Raw genomic sequence first — 17,003 nt, 5'->3', positions numbered from 1 at the left:
CTCACTGGCCAGTGTGCTGTGCGATGGGCGATGCCCCTGATGCATTGTCGACCTGCACCTGGTCACCGGCCTTGACGTGTTGCAGGCCCTCGACCACCACCCGCTCGCCGGGGGCCAGGCCTTCGCTGACGATCCAGCGGTCGCCCTGGGCGCTGCCCAGTACTACCTGGCGGTCGCTGACCCGGGCCTGCGGGTCGACCACCAGCACCTTGGGCACGCCAGCGCTGTCGCGCAGGATGGCGCGCTGCGGCACGCTCAGGCCCTTGGGCTGCACGGCCTGCTCCAGGCGCACGCGCACGTAGCTGCCGGGCAGCAGGTCGAGGTCCGGGTTGGGGAACTCGCTGCGCAGGGTGATCTGGTTGGTGCTGGGGTCGACGCTGATGTCGGAGAACAGCAGTTTGCCCGGCAACGGGTAGGTGCTGCCATCGTCCTGGATCAGCGTGGCCCGGGCCTGGCCGTCGCCCACCTGCTGCAGCTCGCCGGCACGCATGGCGCGGCGCAGGGCGTTGAGCTCGCGGGTCGACTGGGTGACATCGGCGTGGATCGGGTCCAGCTGCTGGATGGTCGCCAGGGGCGTGGTCTCGTTCTGCCCGACCAGCGCACCTTCGGTGACCTGGGCGCGGCCGATACGGCCGGAAATCGGCGCGGTCACGGTGGCGTAGCCGAGGTTGAGGCGGGCGCGTTCCAGGGCGGCCCTGGCCTCGGCCACTGCGGCATCGGCCTGCAGGTAGCTGGCCTTGGCGTTGTCGTACTCCTGGCGGCTGACGGCTTTGTCGTCGACCAGTTCGCGGTAGCGCTGCTCCTGCAGGCGTGCCTGGTACAGGGTGGCCAAGGCCTTGGCCAGGGTGGCGCGGGCGCTGTCGTGGTCGGCCTTGAACGGCGCCGGGTCGATCAGGAACAGCACATCGCCCTGCTTGACGTCGCTGCCTTCGCGATACACCCGTTTGAGCACAACGCCCGCGACACGTGCTCGCACTTCGGCGGTGCGCGGCGCGAGGATACGGCCGCTTAGCTCACTGCTGATGGCCAGTGGCTGCAGTTGCAGGGTTTCCACCCGCACTTGCGGGGTGGGGGCCTGTTCTTCCTGTTCGGCGCTGTCGTCGCAGCCGGCCAGGGACAGGCTCAGGAACGCCAGAAGCGCCAACGGGCGCAAGCGTGGGGGGAGGGTAGTAGACATACGGATCTTCCGATGATGACCGCCGGTATGCTACGGCAGGCGTTCCTTGCGTGGCTGTTAATACCTGTAGGACGAGTGTGAAAAAGTGTGAAGAACAATCCTCTCGACCTGTAGGGTTCTATATTCTGCGTGTACCTGTACCGGCCTCTTCGCGGGTAAACCCGCTCCCACAGGGACCGCACAGCACTGGAACCTGTGCAGTCCCTGTGGGAGCGGGTTTACCCGCGAAGAGGCCGGCAAGGCCTACCACAACCCAGACTTCCAAGCGCCTATGCCGAATATTTTCCTGGTCGAAGACGACAGCGCCCTGTCCGAACTGATCGCCAGCTACCTGCAACGCAACGACTTCCATGTCCAGGTGATCGCCCGTGGCGATCATGTGCTTGACGAGTACCGCCGGCAAAAGCCCGACCTGGTCATCCTCGACCTGATGCTGCCAGGCATCGACGGCCTGCAGCTGTGCCGCCTGCTGCGCCAGGAATCGCAAGGCCTGCCGATCCTGATGCTGACCGCCCGCGACGACAGCCACGACCAGGTCCTGGGCCTGGAAATGGGCGCCGACGACTACGTGACCAAACCCTGCGAACCGCGTGTACTGCTGGCCCGCGTGCGTACCCTGCTGCGTCGCAGCAGCGTCAACGAGCCGCGCCTGGACAACGACCTGATCCTGATCGGTGGCCTGCGCATCGACCTGGCCGAGCGCACCGTGAGCTGGCGTGGCGAAGAGGTGGAGCTGTCCAGCGGCGAGTACAACCTGCTGGTGGTACTGGCGCGCAATGCCGGCGAAGTGCTGAACCGCGACCGCATCCTGCAGCAACTGCGGGGTATCGAGTTCAACGGCACCGACCGCTCGGTGGATGTGGCCATCTCCAAGCTGCGGCGCAAGTTCGACGATAACGCCGGCGAAGCGCGCAAGATCAAGACCGTGTGGGGCAAGGGCTACCTGTTCAGCCGTGTCGAGTGGGAGTGTTGACCGCCCATGCTGAAGATTCTGGTGCGGCTGTACCTGGTGATCATCGTTGCCTATGCCGGTGCGCTGTTGTTCATCCCCGACACCATCGTCGGCCTGTTCCAGGACCGCTTCATGGCCTACAACCTGGACCAGGCCAAGGGCGTGCAGTCGCTTATCGTGCGCCAGTTCCGCCAGGCCCCGCGCGAGCAGTGGCCGGCGGTGGAGCAAGAGCTGGCCAGTGATTTCGCACCGCTGGAACTGCAACTGCTGCGCATGGACCAGGCTGACCTGAGCGAGGACGAGCAGGCGCGCCTGGAGCACGGCCTGTACGCCGTGCGCATTGCCGAATGGGGCTACTACGAGACGGTGCTGGCGCCGCTGGACAAGGAATGGCTGGTGCGCCTGCACTCACCGCCAGACCCGCTGGATATCAACGTGCTGTCGTGGGGCGTGACCGTACTGATCGGTGCAGCCATGCTCGGTTGCCTGCTGCTGTGGGTATGGCCGCACTGGCGCGACCTGGAGCGCCTCAAGGAAACCGCCCGGCGCCTGGGCCAGGGGCAGATGGCCGAGCGTACGCACATCTCGCCGCACTCCAACATCGGTGAACTGGCCGGGGTGTTCGACACCATGGCCAGTGACCTGGAACGCCACGTGAACCAGCAGCGCGAGCTGCTCAATGCGGTGTCGCACGAGTTGCGCACGCCGTTGACCCGGCTGGACTTCGGCCTGGTGCTGCTGTTCGACGAAGTGCCGCCGGCCAGCCGCAAGCGCCTGCTGGAGCTGGTGGGGCATGTGCGTGAGCTGGATGAGCTGGTACTGGAGCTGTTGTCCTACAGCCGGCTGTACAACGCCGACCAGGCCCGCGAGCGGGTCGAGGTGTCGTTGCTGGAGCTGGTCGACAGCGTGCTCGGCGGCTTTGCCGAGGAACTCGATGGCCGGGGTATCCAGTGGGAGGTGCGGGCCGAGGGAGATTTGCCGCGTTTTGTGCTGGACCCACGGCTGACGGCACGGGCGGTGCAGAACCTGGTGCGCAATGCCATGCGTTACTGCGACGAGAGCCTGTTGCTGCGCTTGCGCCTGGAAGACGATGGCGCCTGCCTGGTGACGGTGGAGGATGACGGGATTGGTATTCCGGTGGAGGAGCGCGAGCGGATTTTCCAGCCGTTCTACCGCCTGGACCGTAGCCGTGACCGCAATACCGGCGGGTTTGGCCTGGGCTTGGCGATCAGCCGGCGGGCGATCGAGGGGCAGGGTGGCACCTTGACCGTGGCGCAGTCGGCGCTGGGGGGCGCGCAGTTCCGGATTCGCTTGCCTGCCGGGTGATGGGGTGCCTGTGCCGGCCCTTTCGCGGGTGAACCCGCTCCTACAAGGGCCGTACAGATTTCACACACTGTGGAGCACCTGTGGGAGCGGGTTTACCCGCGAAAGGGCCGGGCCTGCTAATCACTTTCTGCCAGCCGGGCAGACCACAGCACAAACCGGTCCTTGCCACTGTGCTTGGCCTCGTACAGCGCCTGGTCGGCGCGCACCAGCGCCGTGGTCAGGCTGTCGCCCTGGTCCACCCGGGCCAGGCCAATGCTGATGGTTACCGGGTGTTCGCCAACATCTTCACGTACTCGTTGGCACAGCGCCGCCACTCGTTGCTCGGCGCCTTGCTGGTCCAGCCCCTGGAAAAAGATCGCGAATTCTTCACCACCCAGTCGGGCAAACTCGTAACCGGCCATGCTCGCCTTGATATGCAGGGCCACGCGCTTGAGTACTTCATCGCCCACGTCATGGCCAAAACGGTCATTCACCCGCTTGAAGTTGTCGATGTCGATCATCGCCAGGTACTGCTCGGTCGTGGCCAGGCGCAGCTGGTGGCCGGCCTGGGCCATGAACGAACGGCGGTTGGGGATTTCGGTCAGGGCATCGACATAGGCCTGGTCCAGCAGCACCTTGGACAGGTAGAAGTTGTGCAGCTTGGCCTTGCGCATCTGCAGGTAGCTGTAGATGACCAGGCCGCTGAGGAACACCGCGTAGCTGATCAGCATGGCGCCTTCGAGTTCGTCCGGCCCGATACGGGTGTGGTAGAACGGGTTGAGCACCACCCAGGTGATGGCCATGGCGCAGAAGAACGACCAGCGCCGCACCGGTAGCACCGACACGGCATACAGCACGGTGGACACCCCGAGCACCAGCCATACCGGGCGCTGGGCCACCGGGATGCCTTCGATCACCAGGCGCATGCCCAGGGTGATGGCGGCGATGAATAGCAGGTTGAGTACATCGAAGTGATGGCTGCGACGGGTGAACCGCAGTACCACGGTGAGGCTGCCGAGCAGGGTGATGAACAGATAGGACAGCCAGGTGAAACCCTGGCCGCCGAGGAAGCTGACGATCAGGTCGAAGACCAGCCAGATCAGGATGCTGACGCAGAATACCAACAGGCAGAACGGGCGCATGACCTCGAATTCGTGCTGGCGGAATTCGGCGCGCAGGGCGGCGGGGGCGACCTGTTTGCGAACGTGGGCTTCGATGGTCTTGAACATGCGGGCTCCTGTGAGTACTGCTATGCCAGGCCCGGCCCTTTCGCGGGTAAACCCGCTCCCACAGGTCTTCCACAGCGCTGGAAATCTGTGCGGTCCCTGTGGGAGCGGGTTTACCCGCGAAGAGGCCAGGCCTGGAGACTCAATTGGTGGGCAGAACACCCCGGGCCCATGGCCGGTAACGCAGGTCGAACACCGCCTCGGCATGGCACCCGGCGCCCAGCTTCGGCTGGGCAGGCTCAGCCCGAAACGCCTGGCCTGGCGCGCTCACCTGGCGGAACGCCTCGCGCACCACGCCAACCCGGCACGGCAAGGCCTGCTCGTAGCCTTGGCGCACCAACGCGGGCAAGCGCCCGGTCCCGGCGCCATCCTGCCACCACACAGTCAAGCCCAACCCGGCCAGTTGATCCAGCCATGCGGCATTGACCCGCGGTGAGAGTTTGCCGGCGCTGAAAGCACTGATGTGCAAAGGCTTGTCCAGTTGCCGGTTGAAGGCCTGCAACTGGCTGTGCAGGGCATCCCGGCGCTCGGCCTCGCGAAAGTGATGGTCGTCCAGTTCCATGGGCAGGTACCAGCCGTCCACCGGCAACTGCCACGCCTGGCGCAGTTGCCGGTACTGGCTGAGCGAGCGCCCCAGCTGCGCCTTCCAGTAACTGTTCAGGCCTTCACCGTCCAGCTCGTCGATGCGCTGGTAATAGGCCGGGTCCATGTACAGCCCCAGCACCAGTTGCAGGCCCTGGGCACGCGCGCTGCGCAGGCTGTCGGCCAGCCAGCCGCGGGCACCGCCGAAATCGCTGTCGCCATAGGCGCTCCACTGCACGATCAGGGTTTTGCCGCCCTGGGCCACGGTGGCGTGCCACAGTTGCTGCCACTGGGCGGGGGTGACATTGGCGTCGCGGTTGAGGGGTTGGTAGAACAGGCGCTGGTCTGCGCTGGCTGGCAGGCACAGGGCAACCAGGCAGAGGGCCAGGAACGTACGCATCAGAAGGTCATCTCCGCACCGACCAGCACGCCATTGGCGCGCTCGTATAGATTGCCGCCCAGCGATTGCTGGTACTCGGCACGCACTTTCAGCGAACCGCGGTAGGCGTTGTAGCGGTCATCATCGAACCACCACTGCCAGCGCACGCCCACCCCGGCCCGAGCGTCCTGGCGCCAGTCGTTGCTCGGGTCCTGGCTGGAAAACTCGACAAAACCATAGGGCATGATGGTTTGCGGCGAGCTGCCCGGCAGCTTCCAGGCGTGGCCCTGCTGGTAGCGCGACAGCCAGGCGTGGTCGCCGGCGCGGGTCCACCAGGCGGCGTCAAGGTAGAGGAAGCGTTCGTTCCAGTCGTCTTCATCGACCCGCCAGTCGTTGCGCCAGTCGCCCTGGTCGAGGAAAGAAGCGGTGGCCCGCAACAGCAGGTCGTTGCTCGATTCGGCGTGGTGACGCAGGTCGCCCCAGTTGCCGCCGACCTTGGCCGGGCTCAGCAGTTGGCCCAGGCTCAGCCCGCGGTAGTGTTCCTCGTCGATCTGACGCTGGTGGTACAGCTCGGCATACAGGTTGAGGTTGGCCTGGCCGAATGGTTTGTAGCGCAGGCCGACACCGGTACCCATGCTTTGCGCGTAGTCGGTGCGGCTTTGCCCACCGAACAGCACGCGGCCATACACCGACAGGGTGCTGCCGTTGCGGCTGGGCTCTTCGCCCAGGGCGTGGTCCCACATGGCCAGTTGCACGTTCTGCGATTGCGCGCGGCGTGAAGTGCCGCTGCGCTGGCCATTGTCGAGGAACTTGTCGTTGGTCGAGGTGCCGGCCGGCGACCAGGTGCTGGCCAGGGTGATGGTGTCGCGCCGCGACAGGCTTTCGTGGGCGCGGCGCTGGCGGTACTTGCGGGCTTCCAGGCTGCCGTATTCGTCGTCGCCGTCGACCAGCTCCTGCTCCACATCGAGGATGCGGCGCAGTTCGCGGCGCGCCGAAGCGCTGTCTTCGGCTTCGTCATAGCGCAAGGCCAGCGTCTCGCCAAGGCGGTAGTCCTCGGGGAAGTCTTGGGTGGCGCGTTCCAGGTAGGGGATCGACTGGCGGCGCTGGGCCTTGTACGTCGAGCCGGCCAGGCGCATGCCGTAGTCGGCGCGGTAGCGTGGCTGGTCGGGAGCCAGGCGCACGGCTTCTGCCAGCCAGGCGCTGCTCTGGGCACTGTCGCCAGCCAGTTGCGCGGTGCTGGAGGCCGCGTAGTAGTGGTCGGCCCGCGGGTTGTGTGCCAGGGCCTGGCGCTGGAAGCCCAGCGCCGCCTGGTAATCGCCTTGGCGCTGGGCGATGGCGGCACCCAGGGCCCAGTCGTCGGCGCTGTCGTGCGCGGCGGCGTCCCAATAGCGCCGGGCCGCTTGTGCGTCGCCGGCGTTCAACGCGCCGCGAGCGGCAGTGAGGCGGGCGTTGTCGGTCCAGGCGCTGTCGGGCTGGGTGCGCCAGATGGGCAGGGCCGCTTCGGAGTCGCCTGCGGCTTCCAGGGCATAGGCCAGGGGCAGGCGGCTCCCGCTGTCGCCCAGGCGCTCGGCGGCCTGGTAGTAGACCACCGCTTCGCCTGGCTGGTCGGGCATGGCGCAGCGGCCCAGGGCGCGGTACTGGCCAGGTTCGCTCGGGGTGGCCGGTACTGCCTGGTGCACGGCATCGCACTGGCCAGCCTCGGCAAGGCGGCCGAGCAACTGGGCCCGGGTAGTGGCGTTGACCCGAGGGACCAGGCCGAGCATGCGGCGGGCGTCCAGCGGGCCGTCGTTACGCGCATACAGGTTGCCAAGGCGCTGCAGCAGCGACGGTGCAAGGCGGCCCTGGTGGCGATCGTAGGCCTGCTCCAGCAATTGCCGGGCGTGTTCGTCATGGCCTTGCTGCATCAGCAGGAAGGTGGTTTGCTCCAGTACGGCCATGTCGCCGCTCTGTCGATAGCGTTGCTCCCACTCGGCGGCGGTACGTGGTTGCGGGGGCTGGGGCGGGTCGCCGTAAAGGCGTTGCTTGAGCACGGCGTAGGCCCTGGGGGCGGTGCTGGCTGTGCAGCCCTTGAACTGCTCGCGTGCCAGCTGCGGATCGTGGAGCGACAACCAGTCCACGGTTTCCAGGCAGGGCCGTTGCAGTTCGTTGCTCAGGCGCTGTACCAGCGGTGCGTCGTCGCCTTCGCGGGCGAGCTCCCACAGTTGCTGGCGCTGCTCGGGCTGGTTCAGCTCTGCGGTGGGCAACGCCTGAAGCCAACGCTGTGCCTGCTGGTTATGGCCGACGGCAATGGCGCGGTTGGCCATGGCCAGGCGAGCCTGGTTGGCTGCGTCGGGGGAGGGGGCGCTGGGCAGCAGTGCTTTCAGCCCTTTCTCATCCACTTGCTGGATGTAGGCATTGGCCAGGCGTTGCCAGTCTTGCGCCGGCAACTGGCCCTGCTCGGCCAGCGGCTGCAGCTGTTCGATGGTCTCCTTCCAGTTGCGCAGTTGTTCGGCGAAGTTGGCCCGGGCCAGGCGCAGAACCTGGCCGTCCCCCTGTGCCGGCAGATGATTGAGCCAGTCCAGCGCCCTGGCAGCACCCCCGAATCTGGCCAGGCTCAGGCTGTAGGCCTGCCACAGGCGCACCCGTTGAGCGCCGTCGCTGCTGGCCAGCCATTGTTCCACCTGGCTGGCCGGCGGTGGGTCCTGTTCGATCCAGGTCAAGCGCAGTTCCAGCAGGGCGTTGGCGTGTTCGGGGCTGTCACCCAGTTGTTCGGCAAGGGCTTCGGCCTCCTTGTAGCGGCGCTGGTGAGCCAGTGCCTCCACCAGCAGTGCACGCGCTTCGTCGTTGTTCGGCACCCGGCCCAGCACGTGGCGGGTCAGGCGTTCGACCTCGGCCCAGTTGTCCTTCTTCGCTTCGCGGTAGCTGCGCTCCATGAACGGGTAGCTGGTGAACCGCTGAAAGTCGGTCATCGGCGCCGAAGCGGCGCAGGGCAGGGCGGCGGAACACAGCAACAAGCCAGTGAAGGTGAGGGAAAAGCGCGGCTTCATGCCACCTCCCGGGTCAGGTCAAAGGCGGCCTGCTGTTCGCTGGCCTGTTCGATCAGGGCCTGCTGCAGCACCTGCTCGGTGATGATGCCGCGGGCGATCAGGTGCTCGCCGAGGCTCTGGTGTTCCGGGTCGAAGTCGATCAGCGCCTGGTTGAACAAAGTGACCGGGACCATGCCGCGCACCTGCAGCAGGGCGCCGAGCATTACCTGGTGATGGCTGACCTGTTCGAGCAGCTGTTCGTCGTCCTGATGGCGTTCCAGAATGGCGAGCATGTCTCGGGTTTCCGGCTTCTGCCAGGGGCTGGGGTAGTGATAGCGCAGGCCCAGGGTGACGCGGCCCTGCGGCGCCAGGCGGGCGCTGACCGGGCGCTTCAGGTGGCGGCTGATTACCCCCAGCGACACCTGGCTGACCGGGCTTTCGCTGGCCAGTACCAGCGTGTCGCCGTCTTCGGCCACCGGCAACACGCCATAGTGCGTCGCCAGCTTGCGCGGCAGTTTGGCGATCAGCTGCGGGTCGAGCTTGAATGGGTTCAGCGGCGCCCAGGGCAGGTCCATCTGCTCGGCCAGGGTGGCGACCAGCTGTTCGCTGTTCAGCCAGCCGCGCAGCAGCAGCTCGCGGCCCAGGCGCCGGCGTACCGGGCTGGTGATCGCCTGTTGCAGCTGTTCGTCGCTGATCAGGCCCTTGGCCACCAGGCGCTGACCCAGCGGCGTGCGGGCGGGGGCAGCGATGGCGGGGAATTCGTGGGTGGTCTTGTCCCAGGCCACGCGCCGCGAGTCACCCATTTCCATCACCTGGCGCAGGGCACGCAGGTTGGCGAAAAAGTTGACGAAGTTGCTCCACATCATCCGCGGTGCCGACAGCAGCCCTTCGCCGATGCCATAGAAGCGGGTGACGAACCAGGCGCGCTGGAACAAGCGGTTGAACAGCATCAGCCCGTTCAGCCACAGCAGGGTGGTCAGCAGCCAGCTGTCGCTGAGGATCGACATGAAGCGCCACGACTCTGGCGCAATCACCGTGACCAGCCACATGGCCAGCAACACCAGCAGCAACAGGTTGACCAGGAAACTCAGCAGGTAGGCGAACAGGCCGCGGCGGTCACGCCAGAGGAAGTAATTGAGCGCGCCCTTGCGACTCCAGCCGAGGTTGCTGGTGCCCTGGAACACGATGCCGACGATCCACCGCGACTTTTGCCGGATGGCATGCTGCCAGTCGCGCGGGAAGTGCTCGCGCACGCAGATCACCTGGGAAAATTCGCGGCTCATGCCCGGGCGCCATTCCTGCTTCAGGGTCAGCGCCGGGTCGGCGATGGAGTAGCGGGCGAAAATGCACTTCATGCCCTTCTGCTTCAGGCGGAAGCCGATGTCGTAGTCTTCGGTGAGGCTCTGCACGTCGAAAGCGATGCCGTCACCGTCCTCGAGCAGCGCGCTGATGGCGCGGCGGCTGAAGCAGGTGCCGACCCCGGCGCTGGGCACCTGGCCGGTCAGGGCCTCGCGCACGATCACGTCCTTGCCGTGGTTTTCGGCAAACTCATCGACATAGTGGCCGGCGGTGAAGCCTTTCCATTCCGGTGCGTAGGGGTACACCGGGATCTGGATCATGTCCTTGTTCGGCAGCAGGTAGTTGAACAGGCGCAGCTCCATGGGCGAGATCACGTCTTCGGCGTCGTGCAGGATGAAACCGGCAAACTCGATGCCGGCGTCCTGCTGGAAGCGCAGCAGCGCGTCGATGATGTTGTTCAGGCAGTCGGCCTTGCTGGTGGGGCCGGGGCGAGCGCAGACCACCTTGTGCACGTTGGGGTAGTGCAGGCACACGGCGTCGACATCGGCCTGGGTTTGCGGGTCGTTGGGGTAGGTGCCGACGAAGATCTGGTAGTTCTCGTAGTCGATGGTCGAGGCAGCCAGGCGCGCCATCTCGCCCACCACGCCCACTTCGTTCCAGGCCGGGACCATGATGGCCAGCGGTTTCTCCGGTACCTCGAACAGGCGTTTTTCGTCGGCTTTCTCGTACTTGTCGTAGATGCGAAAGCGCCGGATCAGCTTGCGGCCCCAGTAGCACAGGTCGATGAACAGATCATCCAGACCCAGCAGGAACATCAGCGAGGCCAGGATGATCGCGAGGATCTTCAGGCCGAACAGCACGTAGGTGAGGAAGTCGATGAATACCAGGCTCATTTGCCGGTCACCGACAGGAAGGGGTGGGCCATCGTCTTTATCCTCGTTCGATTCCCTGGACGAAGTTGTACGACTTGCTGCCGTTTGTACTGGATAGATACAAGCAGCCGAACGCGGGGTTGTCCAAATTTCAGGCTTTTTCTTGTGGGCCACTTCTTGTAGTTTTACAGGTCGTTTACCCAGGGAGCTGAACATGCAAGGCAAGGCACGCAAGATCGTCCAGGCCATCCTTTACGAGGCCATCGCCGTCGCCTGCGTGGCGCCCGCGCTGGAGCTGGCGTTTGGTGCCGGCATGGCGCAGTCGACCGTGCTGTCGGTGCTGATGTCGGGCATCGCGATGAGCTGGAACATGGCCTACAACTGGGTGTTCGAACGCTGGGAAGCGCGCCAGCACCGGCGTGAGCGCACGTTCCTGCGGCGCCTGCTGCATGCGCTGGGCTTCGAGGGCGGGCTGGTGCTGATCCTGCTGCCGCTGGTGGCGTACTGGCTGGATGTCAGCCTGTGGGCGGCGTTGCTGACCAACCTGGCGTTGTTCGTGTTTTTCTTCGTTTATGCGTTTGTCTTCCAGTGGGGCTTCGACAAGGTATTCGATGTGCCGCTTTCGGCGCAGCAGGCCAAGTGTTGACTTTGTGCTGCGCTACCGGCTAAGTTCCTACCCCATGAAAACTTTCCAGCACGTCAACGCCATTATTATTACCGCCATTATCAGTTTGGCGGGCTAGCGCGTACGTGCACCGAACCCGCCCTGGAGGCGGGTTTCTTCTCTCTGACTCCTGGGCAACGTGAACACAGCCAAGGAGTCATCGATGACCAGCTTCGTCAGCCCTCGTTCTACCGTCACCCCCCAGCAACTGCTGTCGGAGCAGGTGCGGCGCATTCTTGCCGCCCCGGTGTACGACCTGGCCATCGAAACGCCTTTGCAAGCTGCGCCTGCGTTGTCTGCCAGCCTGGGCAACCAGGTATTGCTGAAGCGGGAAGACCTGCAGCCTACCTTTTCGTTCAAGATCCGCGGTGCGTATACCCGCCTGTCACGGCTGAGTACCGTGCAGCGCGAGCGCGGGGTGATCACCGCCTCTGCGGGCAACCATGCCCAGGGCGTGGCCCTGGCGGCATCGCACCTGGGCATGAAGGCCACCATCGTCATGCCTACCACCACGCCGTCGCTGAAGGTGGAGGGTGTACGCTCGCGCGGTGGTCATGTAGTACTGCACGGCGAGAGCTTCCCCCATGCCTTGGCCCATGCGCTGAAACTGGCCGACAGCGAAGGCGCCACCTTCGTGCCACCGTTCGACGACCCGGATGTGATCGCCGGGCAGGGCACCGTGGCCATGGAAATCCTGCGCCAGCGCCCGGGTGCGCTGGACGCCATCTTCGTGCCAGTGGGCGGTGGTGGTCTGATTGCGGGTATTGCCGCTTATGTGAAGTACCTGCGCCCGGAGGTGAAGGTGATCGGCGTCGAGCCGGAGGACTCCAACTGCCTGCAGGCTGCCATGGCGGCCGGTGAGCGGGTGATCCTGCCGCAGGTCGGCACCTTCGCAGATGGCGTGGCGGTAGCGCAGATCGGCGCCCATTGCTTCGAGTTGTGCCGGCACTTCGTTGATGAAGTGGTGACCGTGAGCAGCGACGAGCTGTGCGCGGCGATCAAGGACATCTACGACGATACCCGCTCGATCACCGAGCCGTCAGGCGCCCTGGCCGTGGCGGGGATCAAGAAATATGTGGCGCGCGACGGCGTGCAGGGGCAGACCCTGGTGGCCATCGACTCCGGGGCCAACGTCAATTTCGACCGCCTGCGCCATGTGGCCGAGCGTGCCGAACTGGGCGAGCAGCGCGAGGCGATCATCGCTGTCACCATTCCGGAGCAGCCGGGCAGCTTCCGCGCCTTCTGCCAGGCCCTGGGCAAGCGGCAGATCACCGAGTTCAACTACCGCTATTACCCTGGCAAGGAGGCGCGGCTGTTCGTTGGGGTGCAGACACACCCACTACACGACCCGCGTGAGCAGTTGCTGGCCAGCCTGCGTGAGCAGGGCTACAGCGTGCTGGACCTGACCGACAACGAACTGGCCAAGCTGCATGTGCGCCATACCGTTGGCGGCCATGCCGCGCCCGGGGCTGACGAGCGGGTGCTGCGCTTCGAATTCCCCGAGCGCCCGGGGGCTTTGCTGGGCTTTCTGGAGCGGCTTGGCAAGCGCTGGAATATCAGCTTGTTCCATTACCGCAATCATGGCGCGGCAGAAGCACGGGTATTTGCGGCGCTGGAAGTACCGGGGGATGAGTTGGCGGGGTTGCCGCTGGCGCTGGATGAGATGGGGTACCGGTACTGGGATGAGACCGACAACCCGGCGTACAAGCTGTTCCTGGGTTGATACGCAAACCTCACTCAGCCTGTACGGGCCTCTTCGCGGGCACGCCCGCTCCCACAGGGACGGCGCATGGCTTGAGGTTGTCGCTGTACCTGTAGGAGCGGCCTTGTGTCGCGAAAGGGCCGCGAAGCGGCCCCTGGGTTTCAGCACTTGTGCATGAATTGCCGGGGCTGCTTCGCAGCCCATCGCGACACAAGGCCGCTCCTACAAGGTTTTGTGTGTGCCGGTAGAGGGTGCTCAGCGCTCACGCATGAAGAAGCCGGCGACGAATTTGCGGAAGGTTTCCAGGCTCTTGAAGTCGGCGTAGCGCTTGAAGTTCTCGGTATCCGGTTCGGGGCCGATGGGCTGCTCCAGCAACGATACCGACAACACCCGGTCCTGGTCCGAGGTCATTACCAGTTCGTCCATCACCTGGCCACCGATCACCGGCCGGCGCATCTGCACTTTCACGCCTTTGCCGGCCATCCAGTCGACCAGCGACACCAGGGCCTTGAGCGGCTCGCGTTCTTCATCGCGGTAAACCGGGAACAGATGAGCACGCGATAGCACCGGCACGCTGGCCACATGGATCAGTTCGTAGTAATGGCTGCCGGCACTGGTCGGTGAATAGAGCATCAGCGCCAGCAATGGCCCGCTGGTGCGGTTGCCGCCCCAATAGAGGTGGTGCCCCTGGAAGTCGAAGCCGTCTTCACTTCGGTTATTGAACAGCTTGCGTCCCTTGATCTGGTCCACGCAATCCAGCAGCAGGCCGTGGCGGCGGTGGTTGCCGAACACCGTGGCTTCACGCAGGCGGGACTTGAGCATCATCATGTGCTTCATGTCCAGGCGGGTTTCCAGGTAGTTGCTTGCGGGCACCCGTTCCAGCAGCGGATAGCGGCTGGCAACGCTGCGCAACTCGGCAAACTGCCCGGTCAGGTCCTTTTTCAGGTGCGTGGCATACAGGTTCAGGCCGCTGGTCTCGATCCAGGTCAGCAACAGTGACAGCAGGCGCTGTTGTTCACGCCGTTCGCTGCCGTCGCCACCACTGCCGGTGGTGCTGCTGCGGAAATCACCAATCAGGCGCAACGGTGTGTCGGGCGGTAGCCAGGCAGCAGGTGGCGCGGGGTCGTTCTCGCGCTCGGTCGCTTCGCGCTCGTCCTTGGTGAACGGGCAGCCAGGCGCGTGTTCGGCAGTTCCCGGGTTGTTCTTGAGAAACAGCGTACCGGTGCTGCCGTTGAGGGTGACATTCAGCACCGGCAAGGCATCGTTGCGGCAATCGCAGGCCAGCCACTGGTTGGCGTTGCGCACCTTCATCAGCAACTGGTTGGCCTGCAGCAGGCGCGGGCCGGTGAGGCTGCCGGTGGCAAAGCCGACCAGCAGCTCCTCTTCTGCAGGGGTCAGGCTACGGACCTGTGCGGCGGTTTTGTCGATGATTCGCATGAAGCAGCTCCCAGCTACGAGCCCCAAGCTTCAAGCAAAGTGGCGCCGCTTTCAACTTACTGCGCAGTGCCAGCGAACATCTTCGCAGCACGGGCGCGAATTTCATCGGGGGTCAGGTCCTCCTTGTGGGTGGAAACGAACCAGATGTTGCCGAAGGGGTCTTTCAGGGTGCCGCTGCGGTCGCCGTAGAACTGGTCCGTCACTGCACGCAGCTGGGTGGCGCCGGCCGTCAGGGCCTGGGCATAGACCTTGTCGCAGTCCTCGACATACAGGTGCAGGCCTACGCTGGCGCCGCTGAGCTTCTGGCTGGCGGTGAGGCCGCCTTCCATGTCGCAGGGGTCGCCCAGCATCAGCGACGAATCGCCGATTTTCAGCTCGGCATGGCCAACGCGGCCGCCAGGGGCATCGAGGCGGAACATTTCCACCGCGCCAAAGGCCTTCTTGTAGAACTCGATGGCCTTGGCGGCGTCGTTGATGGCCAGGTAAGGCGTAATGCTGTGCTGGCCTTCGGGAATGGGTTTGGCTGCCATGTTCGACTCTCCTTGGAAGTGGGCGCCGGTTGGCGCCCTTTTGCTTAGAGTCGTTTGCGCAGATGGAAAATCGACAGGGGTGATAGATCGATTCTCTATAAGCGTGGCGGTCAGAAGATGTAGTCGGTGGTCAGGAAGGTCGACTGCCGGTTGCGAATGATCTCGCTGATCAGTTCCTTGTTGGCCTCCTGGAAGCGCGTCGCGACCAGCGTGCGGATAGAGAACACTCGCAGGGCGTCGTGTACCGACAGGGTGCCTTCGGCGCTGTTCTTACGGCCGTTGAACGGGTAGGTGTCGGGGCCGCGCTGACATTGCGCATTGATGTTGATGCGCCCGACCTGGTTGGCAAAGATGTCGACCAGGCTGCCGATGGTCGCCGGGTCATTGCCGAACAGGCTCAGTTGCTGGCCGTAGTCGGAGTCCAGCACATAGTCGATCACCGTCTGCAGGTCGCGGTAGGGCACTACCGGCACCAGCGGGCCGAACTGCTCCTCGTGGTACACGCGCATGTCGCTCTTCACCGGGTACAGCACGGCGGGGTAGAAGAACGAGCCACGGCTATGCCCGCCGCGTTCGTTGAGCACCCGGGCGCCCTTGGCGGTGGCATCAGCGACCAGGCCATCGAGGTAATCGACCTTGCCGGGCTCGGGCAGCGGCGTCAGTGCTACGCCAGACTCCCACGGCATGCCAGGCTTGAGCGCGGCCAGCTTGCGCTGGAACTTGTCGAGGAACGCATCGACCACATCCTCGTGCACGAACAGGATCTTCAGCGCCGTGCAGCGTTGGCCATTGAACGACAGCGCACCGGTGACGGCCTCTTCGACGGCGTTGTCGAGGTCTACCTGGGGCAGCACGATGCCCGGGTTCTTGGCATCCAGCCCCAGCGCGGCGCGCAGCCGGTGCGGGCGCGGATGCAGCTTCTTCAGGTCGCTGGCGGCCTTGTGCGTGCCGATGAAGGCGAACACATCGACCTTGCCGCTGGCCATCAGCGCGCTCACCGTTTCCCGGCCACGGCCGTAGATGACGTTGATCACCCCCGGCGGGAAGCTGTCGCGGAAGGCTTCGAGCAACGGCCGAATCAGCAGCACGCCGAACTTGGCCGGCTTGAACACCACGGTGTTGCCCATGATCAGCGCCGGGATCAGCGTGGTGAAGGTCTCGTTCAGCGGGTAGTTGTATGGGCCCATGCACAGGGCCACGCCCAGCGGTGCTCGGCGGATCTGGCCGAGCGTGCCCTGTTCCAGCTCGAAGCGGCTGGAACGGCGGTCGAGGTCCTTGAGGGCGTTGATGGTATCGACGATGTAGTCGCAGGTGCGGTCGAATTCCTTTTCCGAGTCCTTGAGGTTCTTGCCGATTTCCCACATCAGCAACTTGACCACGGCCTGGCGCTGCTCGCGCATGCGCGCCAGGAAGGTTTCGACATGCTGGATTCGCTCGGCCACGCGCATGTTCGGCCAGGCGCCACGGCCTTTGTCGTACGCCTGCACGGCGGCATCGAGGGCGGTGAGCGCGGTGTCGGCATCGAGCAGTGGAGCGCTGCCCAACACCACCTGGTGCTCATCGTCGCCTTCCTTGAGCCAGACCGGGCTGCGCACTGTGGCCAGTGGGCCGTCCCACCGCCTGAGCTCACCGTTCACCAGGTAGTCGCGTTGTTCCAGGGGGGCTTCCAGGCGCCAGGTTTCCGGGATGTCCTCGGCGCTGGGGAAGAGTGAATCGAGCAGACGGTCCATGGGTACTGCACCTCACATTGCTGGGTGGGTTTCGAGCTGGGTGAAACGCTTCAGCAGCGAGCATGCACCGCTCGCCGGAAAAACACCAGTCTGGCTTAACATGACCACCCGCGCCTGCCTGTTGGACAGGCAGGCATCCGTAT

12 protein-coding genes are annotated in these 17,003 nt (G+C 65.0%); 4 read left to right on the top strand and 8 right to left on the bottom strand.

Annotated features, from left to right (window positions below):
- Position 1: 1 nt before the first annotated feature.
- Positions 2-1,177 carry an efflux RND transporter periplasmic adaptor subunit gene (locus QN085_RS14175; protein WP_285686868.1) on the bottom strand — a complete coding sequence of 392 codons (1,176 nt, stop codon included), beginning with the start codon at positions 1,175-1,177 and terminating at the stop codon, positions 2-4.
- A 271-nt stretch (positions 1,178-1,448) separates the two neighbouring features.
- Here QN085_RS14175 and QN085_RS14170 point away from each other — a divergent pair, with 271 nt between their 5' ends.
- A complete protein-coding gene (locus tag QN085_RS14170) occupies positions 1,449-2,150 on the top strand; it encodes a response regulator (RefSeq protein ID WP_003259958.1) in 702 nt (233 codons plus the stop codon).
- Positions 2,151-2,156: 6 nt separating this feature from the next.
- Positions 2,157-3,455, top strand: coding sequence for an ATP-binding protein (locus tag QN085_RS14165; protein ID WP_013972839.1), 1,299 nt, complete (start codon positions 2,157-2,159; stop codon positions 3,453-3,455).
- Between the two features lie 116 nt (positions 3,456-3,571).
- Here QN085_RS14165 and QN085_RS14160 read toward each other — a convergent pair whose 3' ends face one another.
- The 4 genes from QN085_RS14160 to nfrB form a co-directional block, all read right to left on the bottom strand.
- Positions 3,572-4,663 carry a GGDEF domain-containing protein gene (locus tag QN085_RS14160; protein WP_023661513.1) on the bottom strand — a complete coding sequence of 364 codons (1,092 nt, stop codon included), beginning with the start codon at positions 4,661-4,663 and terminating at the stop codon, positions 3,572-3,574.
- A 139-nt stretch (positions 4,664-4,802) separates the two neighbouring features.
- The gene (locus tag QN085_RS14155; RefSeq protein ID WP_041505907.1) at positions 4,803-5,642 is read right to left on the bottom strand and encodes a DUF4434 family protein; all 840 of its coding nucleotides are present in this window, start codon (positions 5,640-5,642) and stop codon (positions 4,803-4,805) included.
- The gene (locus tag QN085_RS14150) at positions 5,642-8,647 is read right to left on the bottom strand and encodes a phage receptor (protein ID WP_041505908.1); all 3,006 of its coding nucleotides are present in this window, start codon (positions 8,645-8,647) and stop codon (positions 5,642-5,644) included. The genes QN085_RS14155 and QN085_RS14150 overlap by 1 nt, the downstream gene beginning before the upstream one ends.
- On the bottom strand, positions 8,644-10,818 hold the full coding sequence (gene nfrB, locus QN085_RS14145) for a cyclic di-3',5'-guanylate-activated glycosyltransferase NfrB (RefSeq protein WP_038409713.1): 2,175 nt from the start codon (positions 10,816-10,818) through the stop codon (positions 8,644-8,646). The genes QN085_RS14150 and nfrB overlap by 4 nt, the downstream gene beginning before the upstream one ends.
- Positions 10,819-11,011: 193 nt before the next feature.
- Here nfrB and QN085_RS14140 point away from each other — a divergent pair, with 193 nt between their 5' ends.
- Together QN085_RS14140 and ilvA are read left to right on the top strand one after the other, a co-directional pair.
- Complete coding sequence (locus QN085_RS14140) at positions 11,012-11,443, top strand: PACE efflux transporter (RefSeq protein WP_003259966.1); 432 nt, start codon at positions 11,012-11,014, stop codon at positions 11,441-11,443.
- A gap of 181 nt (positions 11,444-11,624) precedes the next feature.
- Entirely contained in the window at positions 11,625-13,184 is a 1,560-nt protein-coding gene (ilvA, locus tag QN085_RS14135) for a threonine ammonia-lyase, biosynthetic (protein WP_015270558.1), read from the top strand.
- A gap of 234 nt (positions 13,185-13,418) precedes the next feature.
- On the opposite strand, the gene QN085_RS14130 is transcribed toward ilvA, so the two are convergent.
- From QN085_RS14130 to QN085_RS14120, 3 genes are all read right to left on the bottom strand, one after another.
- The gene (locus QN085_RS14130) at positions 13,419-14,600 is read right to left on the bottom strand and encodes a DUF8534 domain-containing protein (protein WP_013972831.1); all 1,182 of its coding nucleotides are present in this window, start codon (positions 14,598-14,600) and stop codon (positions 13,419-13,421) included.
- 56 nt (positions 14,601-14,656) lie between these two features.
- On the bottom strand, positions 14,657-15,130 hold the full coding sequence (locus QN085_RS14125) for a VOC family protein (protein WP_013972830.1): 474 nt from the start codon (positions 15,128-15,130) through the stop codon (positions 14,657-14,659).
- 110 nt (positions 15,131-15,240) lie between these two features.
- Entirely contained in the window at positions 15,241-16,860 is a 1,620-nt protein-coding gene (locus QN085_RS14120; RefSeq protein ID WP_023661758.1) for an NADP-dependent glyceraldehyde-3-phosphate dehydrogenase, read from the bottom strand.
- Between the last annotated feature and the right edge of the window lie 143 nt (positions 16,861-17,003).

The organism is Pseudomonas sp. M2(2023) (assembly GCF_030263955.1).
Lineage (GTDB): Bacteria > Pseudomonadota > Gammaproteobacteria > Pseudomonadales > Pseudomonadaceae > Aquipseudomonas > Aquipseudomonas asiatica.
Note: the sequence above shows the minus strand (reverse complement) of the source record. Positions and strands in the feature narration are given on the sequence as shown.

Excerpts from the sequence above, each read along its gene's own strand:
- QN085_RS14175 (WP_285686868.1), bottom strand. The coding sequence starts at position 1,177 with ATGTCTACTACCCTCCCCCCACGCTTGCGCCCGTTGGCGCTTCTGGCG.
- QN085_RS14170 (WP_003259958.1), top strand. The coding sequence starts at position 1,449 with ATGCCGAATATTTTCCTGGTCGAAGACGACAGCGCCCTGTCCGAACTG.
- QN085_RS14165 (WP_013972839.1), top strand. The coding sequence starts at position 2,157 with ATGCTGAAGATTCTGGTGCGGCTGTACCTGGTGATCATCGTTGCCTAT.
- QN085_RS14160 (WP_023661513.1), bottom strand. The coding sequence starts at position 4,663 with ATGTTCAAGACCATCGAAGCCCACGTTCGCAAACAGGTCGCCCCCGCC.
- QN085_RS14155 (WP_041505907.1), bottom strand. The coding sequence starts at position 5,642 with ATGCGTACGTTCCTGGCCCTCTGCCTGGTTGCCCTGTGCCTGCCAGCC.
- QN085_RS14150 (WP_041505908.1), bottom strand. The coding sequence starts at position 8,647 with ATGAAGCCGCGCTTTTCCCTCACCTTCACTGGCTTGTTGCTGTGTTCC.
- nfrB (WP_038409713.1), bottom strand. The coding sequence starts at position 10,818 with ATGAGCCTGGTATTCATCGACTTCCTCACCTACGTGCTGTTCGGCCTG.
- QN085_RS14140 (WP_003259966.1), top strand. The coding sequence starts at position 11,012 with ATGCAAGGCAAGGCACGCAAGATCGTCCAGGCCATCCTTTACGAGGCC.
- ilvA (WP_015270558.1), top strand. The coding sequence starts at position 11,625 with ATGACCAGCTTCGTCAGCCCTCGTTCTACCGTCACCCCCCAGCAACTG.
- QN085_RS14130 (WP_013972831.1), bottom strand. The coding sequence starts at position 14,600 with ATGCGAATCATCGACAAAACCGCCGCACAGGTCCGTAGCCTGACCCCT.
- QN085_RS14125 (WP_013972830.1), bottom strand. The coding sequence starts at position 15,130 with ATGGCAGCCAAACCCATTCCCGAAGGCCAGCACAGCATTACGCCTTAC.
- QN085_RS14120 (WP_023661758.1), bottom strand. The coding sequence starts at position 16,860 with ATGGACCGTCTGCTCGATTCACTCTTCCCCAGCGCCGAGGACATCCCG.